The organism is Nocardioides sp. AE5 (assembly GCF_031844485.1).
Classification (GTDB): domain Bacteria; phylum Actinomycetota; class Actinomycetes; order Propionibacteriales; family Nocardioidaceae; genus Nocardioides.
In genome coordinates this window covers 19,824-40,359 of the sequence record NZ_JAUZVI010000006.1, presented here as the reverse complement: position 1 = coordinate 40,359, position 20,536 = coordinate 19,824, and the positions used below count along the sequence as shown (strand labels likewise).

17 protein-coding genes are annotated in these 20,536 nt (G+C 70.0%); 12 read left to right on the top strand and 5 right to left on the bottom strand.

The window, feature by feature from the left end:
* Positions 1-3: 3 nt before the first annotated feature.
* Entirely contained in the window at positions 4-870 is an 867-nt protein-coding gene (locus Q9R27_RS10360; RefSeq protein WP_311252304.1) for a zeta toxin family protein, read from the bottom strand.
* Complete coding sequence (locus Q9R27_RS10355) at positions 867-1,148, bottom strand: hypothetical protein (protein WP_311252303.1); 282 nt, start codon at positions 1,146-1,148, stop codon at positions 867-869. The genes Q9R27_RS10360 and Q9R27_RS10355 overlap by 4 nt, the downstream gene beginning before the upstream one ends.
* A gap of 109 nt (positions 1,149-1,257) precedes the next feature.
* On the opposite strand from Q9R27_RS10355, the gene Q9R27_RS10350 reads away from it, so the two are divergent.
* Positions 1,258-2,226 (top strand): NADPH:quinone oxidoreductase family protein, encoded by a 969-nt coding sequence (locus Q9R27_RS10350; protein ID WP_311252302.1) that lies wholly within the window; start codon positions 1,258-1,260, stop codon positions 2,224-2,226.
* A 27-nt stretch (positions 2,227-2,253) separates the two neighbouring features.
* On the opposite strand, the gene ygiD is transcribed toward Q9R27_RS10350, so the two are convergent.
* On the bottom strand, positions 2,254-3,105 hold the full coding sequence (gene ygiD, locus Q9R27_RS10345; protein ID WP_311252301.1) for a 4,5-DOPA dioxygenase extradiol: 852 nt from the start codon (positions 3,103-3,105) through the stop codon (positions 2,254-2,256).
* Positions 3,106-3,201: 96 nt separating this feature from the next.
* Here ygiD and Q9R27_RS10340 point away from each other — a divergent pair, with 96 nt between their 5' ends.
* The 8 genes from Q9R27_RS10340 to Q9R27_RS10305 all read left to right on the top strand — a co-directional run bounded on the left by Q9R27_RS10340 (position 3,202) and on the right by Q9R27_RS10305 (position 12,984).
* Positions 3,202-5,145: a M13-type metalloendopeptidase gene (locus Q9R27_RS10340; RefSeq protein ID WP_311252300.1), complete on the top strand. Its 1,944-nt coding sequence runs from the start codon at positions 3,202-3,204 to the stop codon at positions 5,143-5,145.
* A 169-nt stretch (positions 5,146-5,314) separates the two neighbouring features.
* Positions 5,315-5,677 (top strand): hypothetical protein, encoded by a 363-nt coding sequence (locus Q9R27_RS10335; RefSeq protein WP_397219668.1) that lies wholly within the window; start codon positions 5,315-5,317, stop codon positions 5,675-5,677.
* Positions 5,678-5,687: 10 nt separating this feature from the next.
* The gene (locus Q9R27_RS10330) at positions 5,688-5,990 is read left to right on the top strand and encodes a DUF2470 domain-containing protein (protein WP_311252298.1); all 303 of its coding nucleotides are present in this window, start codon (positions 5,688-5,690) and stop codon (positions 5,988-5,990) included.
* Between the two features lie 27 nt (positions 5,991-6,017).
* Positions 6,018-6,839, top strand: coding sequence for a 2-phosphosulfolactate phosphatase (locus Q9R27_RS10325; RefSeq protein WP_311252297.1), 822 nt, complete (start codon positions 6,018-6,020; stop codon positions 6,837-6,839).
* A 138-nt stretch (positions 6,840-6,977) separates the two neighbouring features.
* Positions 6,978-7,472, top strand: a complete 495-nt coding sequence (tpx, locus tag Q9R27_RS10320) for a thiol peroxidase (RefSeq protein WP_311252296.1) — start codon at positions 6,978-6,980, stop codon at positions 7,470-7,472.
* 323 nt (positions 7,473-7,795) lie between these two features.
* A complete protein-coding gene (locus Q9R27_RS10315; protein ID WP_311252295.1) occupies positions 7,796-10,024 on the top strand; it encodes an ATP-binding protein in 2,229 nt (742 codons plus the stop codon).
* Positions 10,025-10,085: 61 nt separating this feature from the next.
* The gene (locus Q9R27_RS10310) at positions 10,086-10,769 is read left to right on the top strand and encodes a response regulator transcription factor (protein ID WP_311252294.1); all 684 of its coding nucleotides are present in this window, start codon (positions 10,086-10,088) and stop codon (positions 10,767-10,769) included.
* A 124-nt stretch (positions 10,770-10,893) separates the two neighbouring features.
* Positions 10,894-12,984, top strand: coding sequence for a DEAD/DEAH box helicase (locus Q9R27_RS10305; RefSeq protein ID WP_311252293.1), 2,091 nt, complete (start codon positions 10,894-10,896; stop codon positions 12,982-12,984).
* Between the two features lie 113 nt (positions 12,985-13,097).
* Here Q9R27_RS10305 and Q9R27_RS10300 read toward each other — a convergent pair whose 3' ends face one another.
* On the bottom strand, positions 13,098-14,663 hold the full coding sequence (locus Q9R27_RS10300) for a DHA2 family efflux MFS transporter permease subunit (RefSeq protein ID WP_311252292.1): 1,566 nt from the start codon (positions 14,661-14,663) through the stop codon (positions 13,098-13,100).
* Positions 14,664-14,892: 229 nt separating this feature from the next.
* The gene (locus Q9R27_RS10295) at positions 14,893-15,384 is read right to left on the bottom strand and encodes a glutathione peroxidase (protein WP_311252291.1); all 492 of its coding nucleotides are present in this window, start codon (positions 15,382-15,384) and stop codon (positions 14,893-14,895) included.
* 120 nt (positions 15,385-15,504) lie between these two features.
* On the opposite strand from Q9R27_RS10295, the gene Q9R27_RS10290 reads away from it, so the two are divergent.
* The 3 genes from Q9R27_RS10290 to Q9R27_RS10280 all read left to right on the top strand — a co-directional run bounded on the left by Q9R27_RS10290 (position 15,505) and on the right by Q9R27_RS10280 (position 20,534).
* Positions 15,505-16,860 (top strand): thioester domain-containing protein, encoded by a 1,356-nt coding sequence (locus Q9R27_RS10290; protein WP_311252290.1) that lies wholly within the window; start codon positions 15,505-15,507, stop codon positions 16,858-16,860.
* Positions 16,861-17,055: 195 nt separating this feature from the next.
* Positions 17,056-19,854 carry a DEAD/DEAH box helicase gene (locus Q9R27_RS10285; RefSeq protein ID WP_311252289.1) on the top strand — a complete coding sequence of 933 codons (2,799 nt, stop codon included), beginning with the start codon at positions 17,056-17,058 and terminating at the stop codon, positions 19,852-19,854.
* Positions 19,851-20,534 (top strand): hypothetical protein, encoded by a 684-nt coding sequence (locus tag Q9R27_RS10280; RefSeq protein ID WP_311252288.1) that lies wholly within the window; start codon positions 19,851-19,853, stop codon positions 20,532-20,534. The genes Q9R27_RS10285 and Q9R27_RS10280 overlap by 4 nt, the downstream gene beginning before the upstream one ends.
* The last annotated feature ends 2 nt before the right edge of the window (positions 20,535-20,536 follow it).

Genomic DNA, 20,536 nt, shown 5'->3' with positions numbered 1-20,536 from the left:
GCGTCAGCGGAGCGCGCTGGCGATCTCCAGGCGCAGTGCGCGCAGGTCCTCCAGCGGCACCGCCCGGCCCAGGGAGACCAGGGTCGGTTCCATCTCGTCGAGCGCGGCGATCAGTGGCTCGGGTTCGAGGAACGCGTCGTCGCGTTGCCGGGCCAGTTCGGCCAGGACGTCGTCGAGATCCGTGGAGGTGGGCGCCTCGACGCGCGCTACTTCATCGGCATTCGCGTCATAGACGGTGATGGCGCTCAGTGCATCTGCTTCGGCGATCGCCTGCACGGAGGCAGGAATGGCGCGATAAGCCCGGTCGTGTGCTTCGCGCAGCGTGTACCGCCCGTGTCCGCTGTCGGAAACCTGGCTCACATATCGACGCAGGATCCGTTGGCGCGAGACGAACTCGTGGACGGCCATGACGTGGAGTTCGGCCGAGTATCCCTGAGCGATCGCGGCGCGTGCCGACCCCAGCGTCACGTCGGGGTTGCGGAGCGTGCCCTCCAAGACGATGTGGCTGCGGACGGCCGTGGCGTGGTCGATGGACATCTCGACCCAGCGAGCGCTGTCCCGGTCGGTGTAGAAGGCGGCGTTCGCGTCATCCGTGGCCAACAACTCGGCGTACTGCGGGTGGTAGCCACGGAACTCGTCACCGATGATGACCGCGACTGTTGCGGCCCCGCTCTGCAGGTGGAGGGCGTCGATGACCTTCTGTTGACTCGATGACTTGCCCGCGCCGGGTTGCCCGCCGAAGAAGTGCACCGTGGGTTCGTCGACCCCGGTCAGGTGCGCGAACCGTCGACCGGCAATCGCAACGTCGAAGATCGCGCGACTCTCCTCCGGGTCGAGGAGGTGCAGACCGGGGTCGCGCTCCGCTGTCACGAGGCGGCAGTGCCCGTGGCGTCGTGCGCATGCATGGCACGCAGTGCCCTGACGAAACGATGGGCCAGGGCAATGCTGTCGGCGCTGTCCGGACGGAGGAGGGAGCGCGCCGCCTCCAGCTCGTCGATCGCGCTGAGGTAGGACGCTGCGGCTGGACTGCTCAGGCCGTGGGCGTGGGCACGAGCAAACTGCCACGCAATCTCATTGGTGATGGCCTCGCTCACCACCTCGAAGTCGATCCCGACGGCGTAGTTGTCCGAAAGATGCAAGCGAGTCATGGTCGTCCTCTCCTCGTTGCACATTGTCCCACGGTGGCCACGTGTCACCACTCATCTCGGTGGGGCGTGCCCCGGGGTGGGCAGACATGCCCCGGATAGGGTCAAGCCCATGCGCGCAATCCAGGTGGTCACCACCGACGGTCCCGAGTCCCTGGTCATCAACGACGTACCCGAGCCGACGGCCGGTCCGGGCGAGGTGCTGGTCGACGTACACCGCGTCGGCGTCTCCTTCCCCGACCTGCTGCTCAGCCGCGGGCAATACCAGCTCAAGCCGGAGCCGCCGTTCACCCTCGGTGTCGACTACGCCGGCGTGGTCGCCGAGGACGGCAACGGCTTCACCAAGGGCCAGCGGGTGGCCGGCGTGATGATGCACGGCGGCGCCGCCGAGCGGGTCGCCTCACCGGCGATCTTCACCTTCCCGCTGCCGGACACGCTCTCCTTCGACGAGGGCGCGGCGCTGCCGATGAACTACCTCACCGCGCACTTCACCCTCAAGGAACGCGGCGGCATCCAGGCCGGCGAGACCGTCCTGCTGCACGGTGGCGCCGGTGGTGTCGGCACCGCCAGCATCCAGGTCGCCAAGGGGTACGGCGCCCGCACCATCGCCGTGGTCTCCACCGACGAGAAGGCCGAGATCGCCAGGCAGGCCGGCGCCGACGAGGTGGTCCGCGTGGCCACCTTCAAGGACGAGGTCAAGGAACTGACCGGCGGCAAGGGCGTCGACATCATCGTCGACGTCGTCGGTGGCGACATCTTCCTCGACTCGCTGCGCAGCCTCGGCACCCAGGGACGCCTGATGGTGGTCGGCTTCGCCGCCGGCCAGGGCATCCCCGAGGTCAAGGTCAACCGCCTGCTGCTCAACAACATCGACGTCCGCGGCGCCGCCTGGGGCGAATACGCAATGAAGCGGCCCGGCTACATGCAGCAGCAGTGGTCCGACCTGATGCCGATGCTCACCGACGGCACCATCAAGCCGCCGATCGGCAAGGTGTACGCCGCCGAGGAGTTCGGCCAGGCACTGGTCGACATGGACCAGCGCAAGACCCTGGGCAAGTCGGTCGTCGCGATCCGCGACTGACCGCACCGCGGCGTACGGCGGCGTACGTCAGAGGTTCGAGTCCAGCGCCGGGAAGCTCTCCGGCAGCGCAGCACCCGCGGCGTCACCGTCGAACGGGGTGATCTCCGCATCGAGCCCCAGCGTGTACGCCGCCATCGAGATCGACCCGGCGGCGTGCCCGTCGACCAGCAGGTCCATCGGCTGGTCCCCGGCCAGGCCGGCCACATAGAGCAGCGGCAGGAAGTGGTCCGGGGTCGGCACCGACTTGTCGAAGTCGGCATGCGCATCCAGGGTGGCCACCTCACTCGGCGCGGACGTCAGGATCTCCCGTGCCGAGTCGTCGAACCGGTGCGCCCAGTCATAGCCGCTCTCGGTCTGCTTGAAGTCGACCGCGCGCAGGTTGTGCACGATGTTGCCGCTGCCGATGATCAGCACGCCGTCCTCGCGCAGCGGCCGCAACTTCTCCCCGAGCTCGAGGTGCTGCTCGGCCGGCTTGAACGCGTTCAGCGACATCTGCACCACCGGGATCGACGCATCAGGGAACGCGTGCAGCAGCACCGACCAGGTGCCGTGGTCGATGCCCCACGAGTCGATGTCCTGGCCCACCCAGCGCGGCTTGCAGACGTCGGCGACCGCCTCGGCGACGTCAGGGGCGCCGGGCGCGGGGTACTCCACGTCGAAGAGTTCCTGGGGGAAGCCGTAGAAGTCGTGGATGGTCCGCGGGCGCACCATCGAGGTCACCGCGGTGGCATTGGTGTACCAGTGCGCCGAGATCACCAGGATCGCCCTCGGCCGCGGCACCGCCGCCCCGAACTGCCGCCACGCATCGGTGTAGCGGTTCCGCTCGAGTGCATTCATCGGGTTCCCGTGGCCGAGGAACGCGGCCGGCATGACGGTCATCGCAACAACGCCTCCATCGATTCGACGTACCAGCGCCCAAGTCTCGCAGCGCGCGTTCTCGCCCTCAACCACCATCATCGCGTTAGGGTCAAGCGCGTGAGCATTCTTGACGACGCCCGTCCGGGCATGGACCCGGACATCCGCCCCCAGGACGACCTCTTCGGCCACGTCAACGGACGCTGGCTGGCCGAGACCGAGATCCCCAGTGACCGCTCCAGTTGGGGCCCCTTCGTGCAACTCGCCGACGTGGCCGAGGAGCAGGTCCGGGCGATCATCGAGGAACTGGCCGCGGCGGACCCGGAGACGCTGAGCGAGAACGGCGCCAAGATCAACGCGCTCTACACCTCCTTCATGGACACCGAGGAAGTCAGCAAGCGTGGCCTCGGCCCGATCCGGCCGCTGATCCAGGGCGTGCACCAACTCAAGGACGTCGCCGACCTGGCCGCCTTCATCGGCGAGTTCGAGCGGGTCGGCGGCGCCGGCCTCTTCGGTTCGTACGTCGACACCGACGACCGCAACTCGGACCGCTACCTCTTCCACATCAGCCAGGGTGGACTGGGCCTGCCGGACGAGTCCTACTATCGCGAGGAGAAGTTCGCCGAGGTCCGCGACAAGTACGTCGCCTACCTCGAGCGCCTCCTCGGCCTGGCCCACCACCCGGACCCGGCCGCCGCGGCCGCCTCCATCCTGGCGCTCGACACCCGGCTCGCCGCGGGCCACTGGGAGCGCGCGGAGACCCGCGACGTGCAGAAGACCTACAACCTCACGACGTACGACGAGTTGCTGGCGTTGGCGCCCAACTTCGACTGGGCGGCGTACGTGCGCTTCCTCGGCGGCACCGAGGAGACCCTGGCCGAGACCTGCATCCGCCAGCCGTCGTACCTGGCGCACCTGTCCGACGTGCTCGCCGAGGCGCCGATCGAGCAGTGGCGCGACTGGATGCTGAGCCGGGTGCTCCGCTCGGCCGCGCCCTACCTGAGCGACGACTTCGTGGAGACCAACTTCGACTTCTACGGCCGCACCCTCAACGGCACCCCCGAGCTGCGCGCCCGGTGGAAGCGCGCGGTCAGCTTCGTCGAGGGCGCGATGGGCGAGGCGGTCGGCGAGCAGTACGTCGCCCGCCACTTCCCGCCGCGCTCGAAGGAGCTGATGGACGGCCTGGTGGCCAACCTGCTCGAGGCCTATCGCCAGTCGATCGGCCAGCTCGACTGGATGACCGACGAGACCAAGGAGCGTGCCTACGAGAAGCTGGCCACGTTCCGGCCCAAGATCGGCTATCCCGAGGAGTTCCGCGACTATTCCGCGCTCAAGGTCGACGCGGGTGAGCTGATGGGCAACGTCGCCGCGGCGTCGTCGTTCGAGACCGCGCGCCAGCTCGCGAAGATCGGCTCGCCGGTGGACCGCGACGAGTGGTTCATGCTGCCGCAGACGGTCAACGCCTACTACAACCCCGGCACCAACGAGATCTGCTTCCCGGCCGGCATCCTGCAGAAGCCGTTCTTCTCCCCGGACGCCGACCCAGCCGAGAACTACGGCGGCATCGGCGCCGTGATCGGCCACGAAATCGGCCACGGCTTCGACGACCAGGGCGCGCAGTACGACGGCGCCGGCAACCTCAACGACTGGTGGACCGCCGACGACAAGGCCGCGTTCGAGGTGAAGTCGAAGGCGCTGATCGAGCAGTACGACGGCTTCTCGCCGCGCAACCTGCCCGAGGAGAAGGTCAACGGTTCGCTGACCGTCGGCGAGAACATCGGTGACCTGGGCGGGCTCACCATCGGCCACACGGCGTACTCGATCTTCAAGGGCGGTGAGGTCAGCGCCGAGGAGAGCCAGCGCCTCTTCATGAACTGGGCCTACTGCTGGCGCACCAAGCGGCGCCTGGAGCAGGAGCAGCAGTACCTGACCATTGACCCGCACTCGCCGCCGGAGTTCCGCGCCAACATCGTGCGCAACCTCGACGAGTTCCATGCCGCGTTCGGGACCGCGGAGGGCGACGGGCTCTGGCTCGACCCCGACCAGCGGGTCCGGATCTGGTAGCAGGCGCCGCCAGCGGTTCCCGCGCGCGTCGACCCCGATGCGTGATAGACCGGGAGGGTTGGACTTTCCGGGGATTTTGCTAACGGCACCCTGGACGTGCCCGCCGAGGACGGCCTGCTGGCCGGGGTGATCGATCCCGACGACATTGGCCTGGACGACACCGACTCGGGTGACACCGCGACCCCGCCCGGACGGCTCCTTCACCTATGTGCCGGCCACGGACTTCACCGGTGACGTCACCTTCCGTTACCTGGTCCGCAACGCGTCGCTGGCGTCCGAACCGCACCTGGTGACGCTTCGGGTCGCCGGGGCGGTGGGCGGAGATGACCAGGGCGATGACGACCAGGAGAACGGCTCCGGGAACCAGACTGGAGGCACCTCCGGCGGCCAGTCCACGACCGACGGCGCCCTGCCGACGGCCGACGCGTTGCCGCCCACCGGGGCACCGATCACGGCCCCGTGGGCCTGGGGTGGCGGCGTACTCCTGCTGGTCGGTGGATGGCTGATGGTGCGGTTCCGCCGCCCGGTGTAGAACTGGACGCGTGAGCCACACCTTCGAACCCCAGGTCATCGACGCCGTCCTCGCCCACATGAACGGCGACCACACCGAGGACAACCTCGTCATCGCCCGCGCCAACGGGCACCCGGACGCCACCAGCGCCACCATGACGGGCCTCGACGGCGACGCTGGCGTGTGGTCGGTCACCGACCCGGCCGGTGAGCACGAACTGCGCATCACCTGGCCGGGCGGACCGATCAGCGAGCGCCCGGAGATCCGCCGCGAGGTGGTCGTGGTCTTCGAGGCGGCCGCCGCCGCGTTGGGCCTGCCACCGCGCGAGCACTAGCCGGCGCCGACCGGAGCGCGGACGAGGATGGAGACCGAGGGCGAGTTCGCCCGGGCCCACCGCCAGCCCGATCATCGGGTCCGGCTGGAGTGGGGACCGACCGGGGCGGCAGCGCTGGCCGAGCAGGGATCGACGTACGCCGTGGTGGTCGACGTGCTCTCCTTCACCACCACCGTCACCGTGGCCCTGGACCACGGCATCGAGGTCTTTCCCTATCGCTGGCGCGACTCCGGAGCGGCGGCCCACGCGATGCGCCACGGCGCCACCCTGGCCGTCGGCCGGTTCGAGGCGCTCGGGCGCGAGGGGCGCCACGTCTCCCTCTCCCCGGCGTCCCTGCGCCAGGTGGCCGCCGAACCCGGGCAACTGACCCGGCTGGTGCTGCCCAGCCCGAACGGCTCCACGATCTGCTTCGACCTGGCCGAGCGGGGGCCCGGCGTGGTGGCTGCCTCCCTGCGCAACAGGTACGCCGTGGCGCAGTGGCTGGCGCGCCAGGCGTTCGTACGCCGGGATGAGGCGGAACCGCTCTCCGTGGCGGTGATCGCGGCAGGCGAGCGCTGGCCCGATGGTTCCCTGCGACCAGCCGTCGAGGACCTGTGGGGTGCCGGCGCTGTGCTCGCGGCCCTGGACGACCTCGGCCTGGACGACCTCTCGCCCGAGGCCTCGATGGCGGTCGCGGCGTTCCGTGCGGTCGAACCGGACCTGGCCGAGCGGCTGGACGCATGTGCCAGTGGCCGCGAACTGGCCGACAAGGGGTTCGCCGACGATGTCGCGGTCGCCGCGGAACTCGACTCCAGCAGTGTCGTGCCGATGCTGGTCGGGGAGTCGTTCACCGACGCCGCGGCACCCTGATGTCGGCACCGGCCCAGCCCTGATCCCGGTACCGACCCTGGCCCCGACCACGGCGCCGCCGGGCGTGCCGGTCACCGGCCGGCGACCGAGGGGTGGCCCCGGGGGCCACTGGTTGCCGGGGACGTGTAGGAATGAGTCATGGCTACTACTGCATTCAAGGGAAACCCCGTCACCACCGTCGGCGAACTGCCGGCCGTGGGTGATTCCGCGCCGTCCTTCGACCTCGTCGGCGAAGGCCTCTCCGCACTGACCAACGCCGAACTCTCCGGCCGGACCGTGCTCAACATCTTCCCGTCCGTCGACACCGGCGTCTGCGCCGCGAGCGTGCGCAAGTTCAACGAACTGGCCGCCGGCCTGGAGAACACCACCGTCGTCAACGTGTCCAAGGACCTCCCGTTCGCCCAGGCCCGCTTCTGCGGTGCCGAGGGCATCGAGAACGCCAAGGTCGGCTCCGCCTTCCGCTCCTCCTTCGGCGAGGACTTCGGCGTGACCATGAACGACGGCCCGCTGGCCGGCCTGCTCGCCCGCTCGGTCGTCGTCCTCGACGCCGACGGCAAGGTGATCCACTCCGAGCTGGTCCCCGAGATCACCCAGGAGCCCGACTACGACGCCGTCATCGCGGCACTTGGCTGAGGCGAGCCCCGCAGGGTTCGGCCGGAAGCGGCACTGGGCTGAAGCCAGCGCCAGCCGACCCCGCATCCGTGAGTGCTAAACCATGTGGACCACGTGGTCCACATGGTTTAGCACTGCCTGGTGGGTGCCCGGGCTGGCGTGCCGAAGACGAGTTGTAGTGTCGCCTGCAGTCACCAGGTGCCTGCAAACGACACCGCTGATCACTCTGCGCAGGCCCCGACCGTCATGGTCGGGGCCTGCTGCAATTTCCTGAAAGGACTGCACGCGGCCTCCGCAGGCGCCTACGCTGGACGGGCACCAATCCGGACGGGGGAATGGACGCAATGGCTGGAGCGACCGCGCGTGCGCCGTCGTCGTGGGCTGCCACCATCGACCGCACCACGTCGCGCGTCTTCGGCGTGCTCTCGCTGGTCCTGATCTCGATCTGGTTGCCCAACTTCCATGAGCAGGGATGGTGGAACGTCGCCATCGCCGCCATCGTCACGGTTGTCGCCGGACGTGCCTTGGCCGGTGTCGCGGGAACCATCGAGGGAGTAGCCCTCAACCTGGCGATGGTCCTGGCCATCGTGCTCTGCCTCCAGCTCAGCCACGACCCGGATCCGGCGAACCGTTCCCTCAACCCGGCGTTCCCGATCCTGGCCATCACCCAGATGGGCACCGCCTTCCTGCTCCGGGCGCGGATGGTTCCCCTGGCCCTCACCACCGGCAGTTATGCCCTCGGCATGGTCGTGCTCGCCGGGGCCAGCCTGATCCGTACCCTCGATGAGATCTTCGCGACCACCGGTGCCTGCGTGATGCTGGCCCTGCTGATCGACGGCTTCCGACGGGCGGCACGCGCAGCCGATGCGGCCCGCGCCGCGGCCCGCGACTCCGAGCAGGTGGTGGTCGAGCGGGCGGCCCGCGAACGGGCGCTGGAGGACCGGCGCCGCATCCTCCACGACGACGTACTCAGCGTGCTGGCGACCATCGAGCATTCCGCCCACCTCGATCCCGACGACGTACGCGAGTTGTGTCGTTCCCAGGCCGACGCCCTCCGGGGTGAGGTGGGGCAGGCCGACCCGGCCGAGGACCTGGCGACCACGATCGCCCAGGAGTTCGACTCGGCGACGGGCCTGGAGATCATCACCCACGTCGACCCGCACTTCGACCCGGCCGGGATCCCGAATGCGGTCCTGGCCGCGATGGTCAGTGCCGGCGCGGAGGCGTTGCGCAACGTGGAGCGCCATGCCGGCGTCGACCGCGCCGAGGTGCACATCTCGGGCAACGAGCGCGACGCCATGGTGGTGGAGGTCCGCGACAGCGGTGTAGGCATCCACCCCGCGCAGGCCGAGGGGTTCGGGCTGCGCAGTTCGGTGCGGGGGCGCCTGGCGGAGGTGGGCGGTGTGGCCGAGATCAGCAGTAGTGCCCGCCACGGCACCAGGGTTCGGCTGCGGTGGCAGCGCACCCCCAGTTCCCTGGCCACCGTCTCCCGTCCGGCCAGCGTGCAAGCGCTGCTGCGCCGCAACGAGGGCCTGCAGCGGATCATCTTCTGGATGGCCGTCGCCGGATGCAGTGGCCAGTTGTGGATGGCGCTGCGCTATCCGGCGACCGACGAGATGCTGGTGCCCGGCCTGGTGCTCACCGCGGCGATCACCGCCTTCCACCTCCTCGTCGCGGTGCGGGTCAGCCGCGGGCTGGTGCCCTTCACCGAGCACCTGGTGATCCAGGTGGTGCTGTGGGCAGCGCTCGTCGGCGGGCTCTGGATCGCGGGGCCGGGTGCCCTGCTCGGATTCCGCTCCTGGATCGTCGGCCTGGTCACCTTCACGATGGTCTTCCTGGCGTTCAGTGCCCCGTGGTGGCGCTCGGTGTGCTTCGCCGGCGTGGCCAGCGCCATCGTCGTGGTCGCGGTCTTGCTCGACCCGCAGGTGCAGGTGAGCCATGCGCTGGCGCCGATCTCGCAACCGGTGCTGTACGTCGGCCTGGCGGCGCTGGCGATGGTGGTCGTGGGCGCCGGGGCCGAGGCCCTGGCCAGGGATGAGGAGGTGCTGGCCTCCCATCTGGCCGACGTCGCCTTCAGCACGGCACGGGAGCAGGTCTTCGATGACCAATTCGCCACCCTGCTGACCCCGCTCGTGGACTTCCTCGACGAGGTGGCGACCGGCGCGCTGCATCCCGGTGCCCCCGAGGCACGGGAACGGGCTCGCCTGCTCGCCTTCGAGGCACGCGACGACCTCTACCTGCCCGGTGTGATCGAGGAGCGGAACCGGGACCGGATCCGTGAACTGCGGCGGGCCGGCGCCCGGATCACCCTCCGCGCGGGCTCCGGCAGCGGTGCCGCCACCGCCCGGGTCAACGAGATGCTCGACCAGGTGCTCGCACTGGTGGACCGGGCACACCCGGTGACCTGTTCCCTGGCGCGCGAGGATGCGCCGTACGACCGGGCCGTGGTCACCGGCGAGGTCGACCCGGACGCCGCCGCGACCCTGGCTGCGTGGGCAACCGGGTGCGGCGGGACGGTGGAGCGCCAGCCCTGGGCAACCACCCTCGTCGTACCCGTGGATGGCCTGGTCTAGGCAGGTATGTCCTCCGAAATGGGGATAGTCGCCGGCCCGGGAGAACAGGAATGATGTCCGCATGGAAGCCCGGCATGGCTCCTCATCGGGTCTGGGGGACACGATGAGTGGCGCGTCGGACGGACTGACGATCGGTGCGATTGATGACCACCCGATGGTCTTGCGTGGGCTCGGCGCGGCGTTGGGGGACATCGCGCCGAGCCTGCGCCTGATCGAGGCAGCCGCCAGCGTGGAAGAGTTCCTCACCACCGTCACCGAGCCGGTTGACCTGGTCCTGCTCGACCTCGACCTGGCCGACCCGGCGGCGACGCCCGAGTCCAACATCGCCCGGTTGCGTGATGCCGGGATCGACGTGCTGATCTACACCTCGGAGGAGCGGCCGGTGCCGCTGCGCCGGGCGATCGCGGCGGGTGCCTCGGGGGTGCTGCTCAAGATCGACCCGATCGAGGCCGTCGTCGAAGCGATCCGCCAGGTGGGCCGCGGCGAGGTGGTCTGCTCGGGCCCGCTGGCCCAGGCGCTGCTGCTCGACGACGGGGTCGAGCTCTCCCCGCGCGAGGTCGAGGTGATCCAGATGATCTCCGACGGGCTGAAGGCCGAGGCGATCGCCACCGCCCTCTTCATCAGCGAGGCGACGGTGCGCGAGCACATGCGCCGCTCGTTCCGGAAGTTCCGCCAGGCCGGCATCGCCGTCACCAACGCACACGACCTGGTCCGCCAGGCCCGCGGCCGGGGTTATCTGGACTGACCCGAGGAGTGAGCCGGAGGTGGGCTGAGCTCCGTAGCGTGTCGCCTGCTGCCACCAGGTGCCTGCAGCCGACATCGCAACGCTCACTCGGTGCGTGTCGGGCCCCGCTGGTAGACATGCGGCCATGATTACCGCCACCGACGACGTACGCCGATCCGCACGCGCCCGTGCCGAGGAGCACCTGCGCGCCCTGGTCGGCCGCGACGACGCAGTCCTGCGCGAGGACCAGTGGAGCGCGATCGAGGCGCTGGCCGTCGACAAGCGCCGCGCCCTGGTCGTGCAGCGGACAGGGTGGGGCAAGTCGGCGGTGTACTTCATCGCCACTGCGCTGCTCCGGGCAGCGGGCGCCGGACCGACGGTGATCGTCTCGCCGCTGCTCGCGCTGATGCGCAACCAGATCCAGGCCGCCGAGCGGGCCGGGATCAGGGCGGTGACCATCAACTCGACCAACATCGAGGACTGGGGACGGATCGAGGACCAGATCGCCGCCGGCGAGGTCGACGTCCTCCTGGTCAGTCCGGAACGCCTCAACAACCCCGGCTTCCGTGACGACGTGCTGCCCCGCCTCGCCGAGACCACTGGCCTGCTGGTGGTCGACGAGGCCCACTGCATCTCCGACTGGGGCCATGACTTCCGCCCCGACTATCGCCGGATCCGGACCATGCTCGGCGACCTGCGTGCCGGGATCCCGGTGCTGGCCACCACCGCGACCGCCAACGAGCGGGTCACCCGCGACGTCGCCGAGCAACTGGGCAGCGACGTGCTGGTGCAGCGCGGCTCGCTGGACCGCGAGTCCCTGCACCTGGCCGTGGTCCGGCTCAAGACCGCCGAGCAGCGGATCGGGTGGCTTGCCGATCACCTCGGTGAACTGGACGGCTCGGGGATCATCTACTGCCTGACCGTGGCACAGACCCAGGAGATCGCCGGGTTCCTGCGCAGCCGTGGCCACACCGTCGCGGCGTACTCCGGGCAGACCGAGACCACCGAGCGCGAGGCGCTGGAAGCCGATCTTGCTGCCGGGCGGGTGAAGGCGCTGGTGGCCACCAGCGCGCTCGGGATGGGTTTCGACGCGAGCCTCGGGTTCGTGATCAACGTCGGCGCGCCGTCCTCGCCGGTCGCCTACTACCAACAGGTCGGGCGCGCCGGCCGCGGCACCGAGCGGGCGGACGTGGTGCTGCTGCCGGCCATCGAGGACCGCGACATCTGGAAATACTTCGCCTCCCTGGCCTTCCCGCCCGAGCAGCAGGTCCGCCAGGTGCTGGAGGCGCTCGCGACGACAGACAAGCCCCTGGGTACGCCGGAACTGGAGACCTTCGTTGACCTGGGGCGTTCCCGCCTGGAGATGATGCTGAAGGTGCTCGACGTCGACGGCGCGGTGCAGCGGGTCAAGGGCGGCTGGGTGGCCACCGGCCAGGAGTGGAGCTATGACGAGGAGCGATACCGCCGGGTGGCGCAGGCCCGGGAGCGGGAGCAGCAGGCGATGCTCGACTACCTCGCCACCGATACCTGCCGGATGCGGTTCCTGCGCGAGCAACTCGACGACCCCGAGGCAGTCGACTGCGGGCGCTGCGACAACTGTGGCGGGGTCAGCTTCACCAGCGAGGTCTCCGAGGCCGCCGCGGCCGGTGCACACGAGCAACTCACCCGGCCCGGGGTCGAGGTCGCGCCGCGCAAGATGTGGCCCACCGCCCTGGCCAACCTGGGCATCGAACTGAAGGGACGGATCGCCGAGGCCCCGGCCGAGGGGCGAGCGGTGGCCCGGATGACCGACCTCGGCCACGGGCAGGCGCTGCGCGACCTTTTCCGCGACACCACGCCCGACGGGCCGGTCCCGGTGCCGCTGGTCAAGGCAGTGATCGCGGTCCTGGACGAATGGCGCCCGCGGGTGGACGGCATCGTCTTCGTGGAGTCCGCCCGGCGGCCCCAGCTGACCGCGGACTTCGCTGAGGGCCTCTCCCGCTTCCTGCAGGTGCCGGTGGTGGGCCGGTTCGCGATCGTGGACCACTCCGTCGAGCCGGGGCAGGGCCAGGCGAACTCCGCACAACGGGTCGCCGCAGTGCTGCGGCGCCATCAACTGCAGGGCGACCAGGTCACCGGATCGGTCCTGCTGCTCGACGACCTGGTCGAGACCGGGTGGACCATGACGGTGGCCTCGCGGGCCCTGCACGCCGCCGGTGCGAGCGACGTCCTGCCGCTGGCACTGGGCACCCGATGAGGCGCGACATGACAACGGTGTCGTCTGCAGTCACCTGATGACTGCAGACGACACCGTTGATGGTCAGGAGTGGTGCCGGCAGGGGCCCACCGTGCGGCGCTGCGGGGGCAGGCTCAGTGAGCCATCAGTTCCGCGGGGTCGACCGGCTCGGCCGGTGGCTTGCGGGGCAGCAGGAACGCCGGGACCAGCACGCAGGCGACCAGGACCGCACCGACCACGAAGGTCGTCGCGAACGCGTCGGCGAGCAGCGGCAGGCCGACCGGGGAGAGCGCGTCGACCTGCTTCTGCAACTCGGCGGCCTCGGCGCCCTCGGCCTGCGACAGCAAGCCCTTCAGGCCCAGCAGCATCCCGGCCTCGTCGCTCTGCTTGATCTGGTTGGTCAGCACCACCGAGAAGATCGCGGTGCCGATGGAGGCGGCGACCTGCTGGGAGATGTTGAGCAACGTGGAGCCACGGGCCGTGTTGTGGTCGGTGAGCGTGGCCAGTGCCGAGCTCATGATCGGCATCATCGTGGCGCCCATGCCCAGGCCCATCACGAAGAGCGAGCCGAGGATGAAGCCGTACGACGTACTCTCGTCGACCCGGGTGAAGAGGGCCATGCCGATGGTGACCAGGGTGATGCCGACGACGACCACCTTGCCGGGACCCTTCTTGTCGGCGAGCAGCCCGGCGATCGGCATGGTGATCATGGCGCCGATTCCCTGCGGCGCGAGCAGCAGCCCGGCACCGAGGGCGGACTCGCCACGCACCTGCTGGAAGTAGAGCGGGAAGAGCAGGCTGGCCCCGAAGAAGGCGATCGCGAAGAGCATCATCGCGATCACCGCCACCGTCATGTTCCGGTTGACGAAGAGGCGCAACTCGATCAGGGGGTGCTTGTTCCGCTTGTTCAGCGCCCACGGCACGAACGCGGCGACGAGCAGGATGCCGATGATCGCCGGCGCCAGCACCTCGCGGTGCCAGGCAGTGCCGTGCTCGGGGATCGAGGAGACGCCGTACAGGAAGGCCGCCAGGCCCGGGGAGAGCAGGATCATGCCGAGCCAGTCGAACGTCTCCGACGGCTCCACGTGGTCCTTGGGCAGCACCAAGAAGGCGTAGATGAAGCCGATGATCCCGATCGGGAGGTTGATCAGGAAGATCCAGTGCCACGAGGCAACTTCGATCAGCCAGCCGCCGATGATCGGGCCGAAGATCGGGCCGAGCAGCATCGGGATGCCGAGGATCGCCATCACCCGGCCGACCCGGTGCGGGCCGGCGGCGCGGGTCAGGATGGTCATCCCGAGCGGCATCAGCATGCCGCCGCCCAGGCCCTGGATCACCCGGTAGAGGACCAGTTGGTCCAGTCCGGTTGCCGTGGCGCAGAGCACGGAGCCGGCGGTGAAGAGGCCGACCGCGATCAGGTAGAGCCGCTTGGTGCCGAACCGGTCGGCCGCCCAACCGGTCAGCGGGATGACGGAGGCAAGGGCCAGCGTGTAGCCGGTCATCGTCCAGGCGACCTCGGCGGAGGTGGCCCGGAACTCGTTCTGGAAGGTCTCCAGCGCGACCGAGACGACGGTGATGTCGAGGATCGACATGATCCCGCCGAGGACGACGACCCCGGCGATGATCAGGACGGACTTGTCGAGCTTGTCGTCGTCGGTGGCTGGTTGCGCGGCGCTCGCGCCGGATGAAATCGTGGACACCAGAAGAGGGTAGAGAACCCCGACTAGTTGGCGCACCCTACTTTTGGCTGTGCCCACTGTGTTCTGGCACACGTGGCCACGGTGCGGACGGGCGAGATTTCTCCGTGACTTGGAACCCGATGTCTCGTTGATGGTTCAGCGACGGTCCGGGGGGATCAACGCTGTGAGTTCGCACCGCCGGTCGGGGGGCCGGCGGTACGAACCCGTCCCGTGTGGTCGGGAGGTGCGGTCAGGTGCCGACGATGCGCTCCACCGCGGTGACCAGTTCCTCGTCCACCGGGGTCACCGCTGGCCGGAAGCGCGACACGACACTGCCGTCGGCGGCGATCAGGAACTTCTCGAAGTTCCACTGCACGTCGCCGGCCTCGCCCGCCTGGTCGGGCACAGTGGTCAGCTCGGCATAGATCGGGTGTGCCCCGTCGCCGTTGACCTCGATCTTCTCCGTCATCGGGAATGTCACGCCGTACGTCGCGGAGCAGAACTCGGCGATCTCCTCCGCCGTCCCCGGCTCCTGGCCCATGAACTGGTTGCACGGCAGCCCGACCACGGTGAAGCCGCGCTCGGCAAACTGCTCGTGGAGCTGCTCCAGACCGGTGTATTGCGGCGTCAGGCCGCACTTCGAGGCGACGTTGACCAGCAGCGCCGGTCGGCCGCCGGTGATCTCCCCCAGCGTGCTCGGGCTGCCGTCGAGTCGGGCGATCGGGATGTCGAGGATGCTCATGGCGACAGCCTACGCAGATTTGCGTCATGGATCCGCTCCGAGCGCGTCTCGTTGTCAGCAGGTGTCTGAGCGGAGTCCCCCGGCACGGGCTTGGGGCACACTGAACGATGGGAAGAACACATGAAGAAGACGAATGTTTTCCAACTTGTCCGGATCGGGGCGTCGTCGACGCTGGTGGGTGCAGCGCTGGTGCTGGGGGGACAGGGCCTGGCGCAGGCAGACATGCCACCCACCCCAGTGGCGGAGTTCCAGGCACCTGAGTGTGTGGGCGAGACCGATTTCGATCCCACGGTCAACTCCGAGGCCGTGCCGGACTCGACGCTGGTCTTCGGGGCCCGGGTCACGTCCTACAACGGCGGTCACATCGTCCCGCTCTATGACGCCTTCGGCGGCACCGTCCTGGTGCGTGGGGACGGAACCGTGAGCGACGAGGAGGCCTATCCGCCGATCTGTGGCACCCGATATGTCGCCTCGGTCGGCGGTCCGGTCTCGGAGTGGATGTTCTGCACCGACCGGACCTCCCAGTCCTGCGGCGACACCGATGCCGCGGGCAATGTCGTCGATGGCGACGGCGTGATCCTCAACCCGATGGCGTCCCTGGCGGGGAACCCGCGACTGAGCAGTGATCAGGAGCGTCTGATCGCCTACTTGATCCAGAACGGGCACCCCTACCACGGCACTGGTGACCAGGCCTGGGGCGGAGTCGACGAGGCCCGCGCGGATGCGGGCACGCGAGAGCGAGTCGCCCTGCAGACGCTGATTTGGTGCATCAGCGATCCGGCTCCGGGTGGCAGTGACTTCTCCACGACTTGCGCGGACAACATGGATACGGCGGAGCAGGAGCGACTGCTGCGGATGATCCCGATGGATCCCGAGTTGGTGTTGGACCTGGATGCCGCCAGCACCGCTCTCGAGGTCGGCGACACGGCCCGCTTCAGGCTTCGCACCAACGTTTTCCACCAACCGATCGCGCTGACCACCGGCGGCACGGCGGCTCCGGTCTGGTCCGTGTGTGAGGGCGACGCCACGATCTCCGCCTCCGGTGACGAACTGACCGTGGCGGGTGAGGATCCGCTGAGCGCCAAGGACGTGGTGCTCTGTGTCGAGGCGACCGCGCCGGGCACCGCGACGGTGGAGATGACGGCGAGCCCTGCGACGACCAGCCACATTGGCTGGTCCCAGAGCAGCGGGGCCACTGCCGATCCGTGCCAGGTCTATGCCACCTTCCACGAGGTGAAGCGGGCCGGGGTCTCGGACGCGGCGGAGGCGGCATTCACCGCGGCGAGCAAGCCCACTGCGCCGACCGGGCCGACTGAACCCACCGGAACACCGCAGCCGACCTCGGCTCCCAACCAGCCCGCGTTGCCCAACGTGGGTGGCCCGAACAGCCTCGGACTGGGCCTCGGCGTCGGCCTGACCGTGCTCGGGGCGGCGGCACTGTTGGTGGGTCGCCGACGCAACTGGGCAGAGCAGTGAGTCCGGGCCACGTCACCCCGGCTCAATGAGCACGGGGTGACGTGGCCCGTTGTACCTGATCCGTCGTACTCGGTCCGTAGCCCGACGGGTTGCCCGCGTGGCCCGAGGAGGTGCCGAGGTCGGGTGAGGCTGTTGTCGCCGGGGTGCGGGCTACGGTTTGGGGATCGGATGCCCGCACTGCCCGGAAGGAACGGCTTGAACTTCATCCCGCTCGGCGGACCGGCGACCTTCCGCCCCGGTATGCCGGCCGGCGAGGGCGTCGTCGAGTTCAGCGACGAACGGCGCACCGTGGCGCTCCCGATGCGCGCGGCACTGCCGATCCTGGGCAAGGCCCGGGCGCGCGACGACGTCCACGAGAGCGTCGGGCTGCTCGCCGGGGCGGTGCTGCTGGGGATGCAGTTCGTGGCCGACGGCAAGCTGGAGCCGGCCGAGGTCGGCTGGCGGCTGGCCGAGCTGGGCCGCGAGGACGCCGAACGGGTGCGGCTGCTCGCCCTGGCCCACGCCGCCCAGGGCCAGGAGCAGGCCGCGGAGGCGCTGGTGCGCCAGGTGCTCGACGCGGTCGCCGACACCCTGCCCCGCTCGGCCCCCAGCGGCAACGGCGTACGTCGTCGTCCTGCCGCTCCGGTCCGGCGCGAGGCACAGGCCCGGCTGGCCAGCAGGCCGTTCTCGGCCTCCCTGCAGTCGAAGCTGGCGAAGTATCTCGAGCCCGACGAGCGCCCCCACCTGGTCAGCCTCAGCCTGCGCGTCGAGGCCGACGAGGGCGAGCTGATCGGCGGCTGCGTGCGCCTCGTCCTGCAGGTCCACGACGAGCGCAACCACGTCCACTTCGCCGAGGCGGCGCTGCTCTGGGCCGAGACCGGCCCGGACGCCTCCCACGGGTTCGGCGAACGGGCCCGGCTGCACGCCGCCCGTGCGCTCCGCGCGGCCGCCGATGCGTGGCCGGTCCTGGAGCGTCTGCTCGCCCTGGAGGTGCCCGACGAGATCACCCTGGACGCCGTCGAGCTCGCCTCCCTCCTCGACGACGGCGTCGAGGCGCTGCGCGAGCGGGGCGTCGACGTGCTCTGGCCGCGGACCCTGCGCAATGCACTGACCAGCGACGCGGTCCTGGAGCCGTCGGCCGGGAGCGTGACCGACAAGGAGGGCGTCGGGGGCAAGCAGGAGGAGCCGCTGGTTGACGGCCTCTTCGGCACCGACGGGCTCTTCTCCTTCTCCTGGCAGCTCGCCATCAACGGCGACCCGCTCACCGCCGAGGAGATGGACCAGCTCGCCCACGCCACCCGTCCGGTGATCCGGCTGCGCGACAACTGGGTGCTGATCGACTCCGCGACCGCGAAGAAGGCGAAGAAGCGGCTGATCCGGACCGTGAAGCCGGCCCAGGCACTGGCCGCCACGCTGACCGGCGTGGTCGCCGTCGAGGAGACCGACACCACCGTCATCGTCGGCGCCACCCTGCTCAAGGTCCGCGAGCAGATCCGCAACGCCGCCATCCGCACCCCGATCCCCACGCCCGTGGCACTGCAGGCGAGCCTGCGTGACTACCAGCGCCACGGGCTGACCTGGCTCGCCGAGATGACCGGGCTCGGACTCGGTGGTTGCCTGGCCGACGACATGGGCCTGGGCAAGACGATCACCCTGATCGCGCTGCACCTGCACCGCCGCGAAGCGGGCCTGGCCGGCCCTCGGCCGACCCTGGTGGTCTGCCCGGCGTCGCTGCTGGGCAACTGGGAGGCGGAGATCCGGCGGTTCGCCCCCGACGTGCCGGTACGCCGCTTCCACGGCACCCAGCGCTCGCTGGCGGGACTGGGGGAGGAGGACGATGGCGGTTTCGTGCTGACCACCTATGGCACCGTCCGTTCGGACGCCTCCGGCAAGGGCGCCGCGAGCAAGGACGGTCCCGGGAAGGGAGCGCGGGCGCTGGCCGGCATCGAGTGGGACCTGGTGGTCGCCGACGAGGCCCAGCACATCAAGAACCCCGCCTCCTCCACGGCGAAGGCGCTGCGCACCCTGTCCGGCCAGGCGCGGGTCGCGCTCACCGGCACTCCGGTGGAGAACAACCTCACCGAACTGTGGGCGATCCTGGACTGGGCGGTGCCGGGACTCCTCGGCTCGCGCAACGCCTTCCGCAAGGCGTGGGCAGCGCCGATCGAGTCCGGCCACTGGCCGGCCAAGGCCGAGCAGTTCGCCGAACTCGTCGCGCCGTTCCTGCTGCGGCGCCGCAAGTCGGATCCCGGGATCGCGCCCGAGTTGCCCGCCAAGACAGAGACCGACCATCCGCTGGCCCTGACCCGGGAGCAGGCGGTGCTCTACGAGTCGCTGGTCCGCGAGTCGATGGAGCGGATCGAGCGCGCCGACGAGCATGCCCGCCGCGGCCTGGTGCTGGCGCTGCTGACCGGGCTGAAGCAGATCTGCAACCACCCGGCGCACTACCTCAAGCAGTCCGGCGGGCGTCTCGGTGGCCGCTCGGAGAAGCTGGACCTGCTCGACGAACTGCTCGGCACGGTGCTTGCCGAGGACGGCGCGGTGCTCATCTTCACCCAGTACGTCGCGATGGCCCGGCTGATCGAACAACACCTGGCCGACCTGGGCATCGCCACCCAGTTCCTGCACGGGGGCACGCCGGTCCGCGAGCGCGAGGCGATGGTGGCCCGTTTCCAGGCCGGCCCGGAGGGCGGGGTGCCGGTCTTCATCCTGTCACTGAAGGCTGGCGGCACCGGCCTCAACCTGACCGCTGCCGACCACGTGATCCACTTCGACCGCTGGTGGAACCCGGCGGTCGAGGAGCAGGCGACGGACCGGGCCTACCGGATCGGCCAGACCCGCCCGGTCCAGGTGCACCGGTTGATCACCCAGGGCACCATCGAGGAACGGATCGCGGAACTGCTCACCCGCAAGCGGGCGATCGCGGACTCGGTGCTCGCCCGCGGCGAGGCCGGGCTGACCGAACTCGACGACGCCGAGCTCCGCGACCTGGTCACCCTGCGCAGGCCCGGATGAGCGCCGTCACCCACCCCCGACTCGCAGCACGGCGCGGGACACGGGCGTTGTCGTGGTGGGGCAAGGCATGGATGCGCGGCGTGGAGGAGGCGGCGTACCACACCGATGACCTGCGTCGCGGTCGTGCGCTGGCGCGTGCCGGGGCGGTGGGCGCGATCACCGTCGACGCCGGTTCGTTGCTGGCCGCCGTCCAGGTCGGCGACGACGCCTGGACGGTGCAGGTCGAGGTGCCGGTGCTCGACCGGGACGGGGTCACTGTGTTGGTAGAACTGGTCGCCTCCGAGTCCGGGCGGATCGCGGCGCTGCTCGGCGGCGACCTGCCCCACCAACTGGTCGAGGATGCCGAGGAGTCAGGCGTCGAGTTGTTGCCCTACGGCACTGAACTGGCTGCGGAATGCGCCTGCCAGGCGTGGGCCCAGCCGTGCGAGCACGCACTCGCGGTGCTCACCCAGGTCGGGTGGCTGCTCGCCGCGGACCCGCTGCAGTTGCTGCTCCTGCGGGGCCTGGCCCGTGAGGAGTTGCTCTCCCGCCTCGCTGCGCGCGGCAGCGTCGGAGTGGGCGCCGACGCCGACGACCCGGCGTACGCCGCGGATCTGGAGACCGCTGCCGAGGCGGCGCTGCGCGCGACCAAGATGCTGGAGGTGCTCGCCGACGACGGCGAGATCGGCCACCTCCTCTGAGC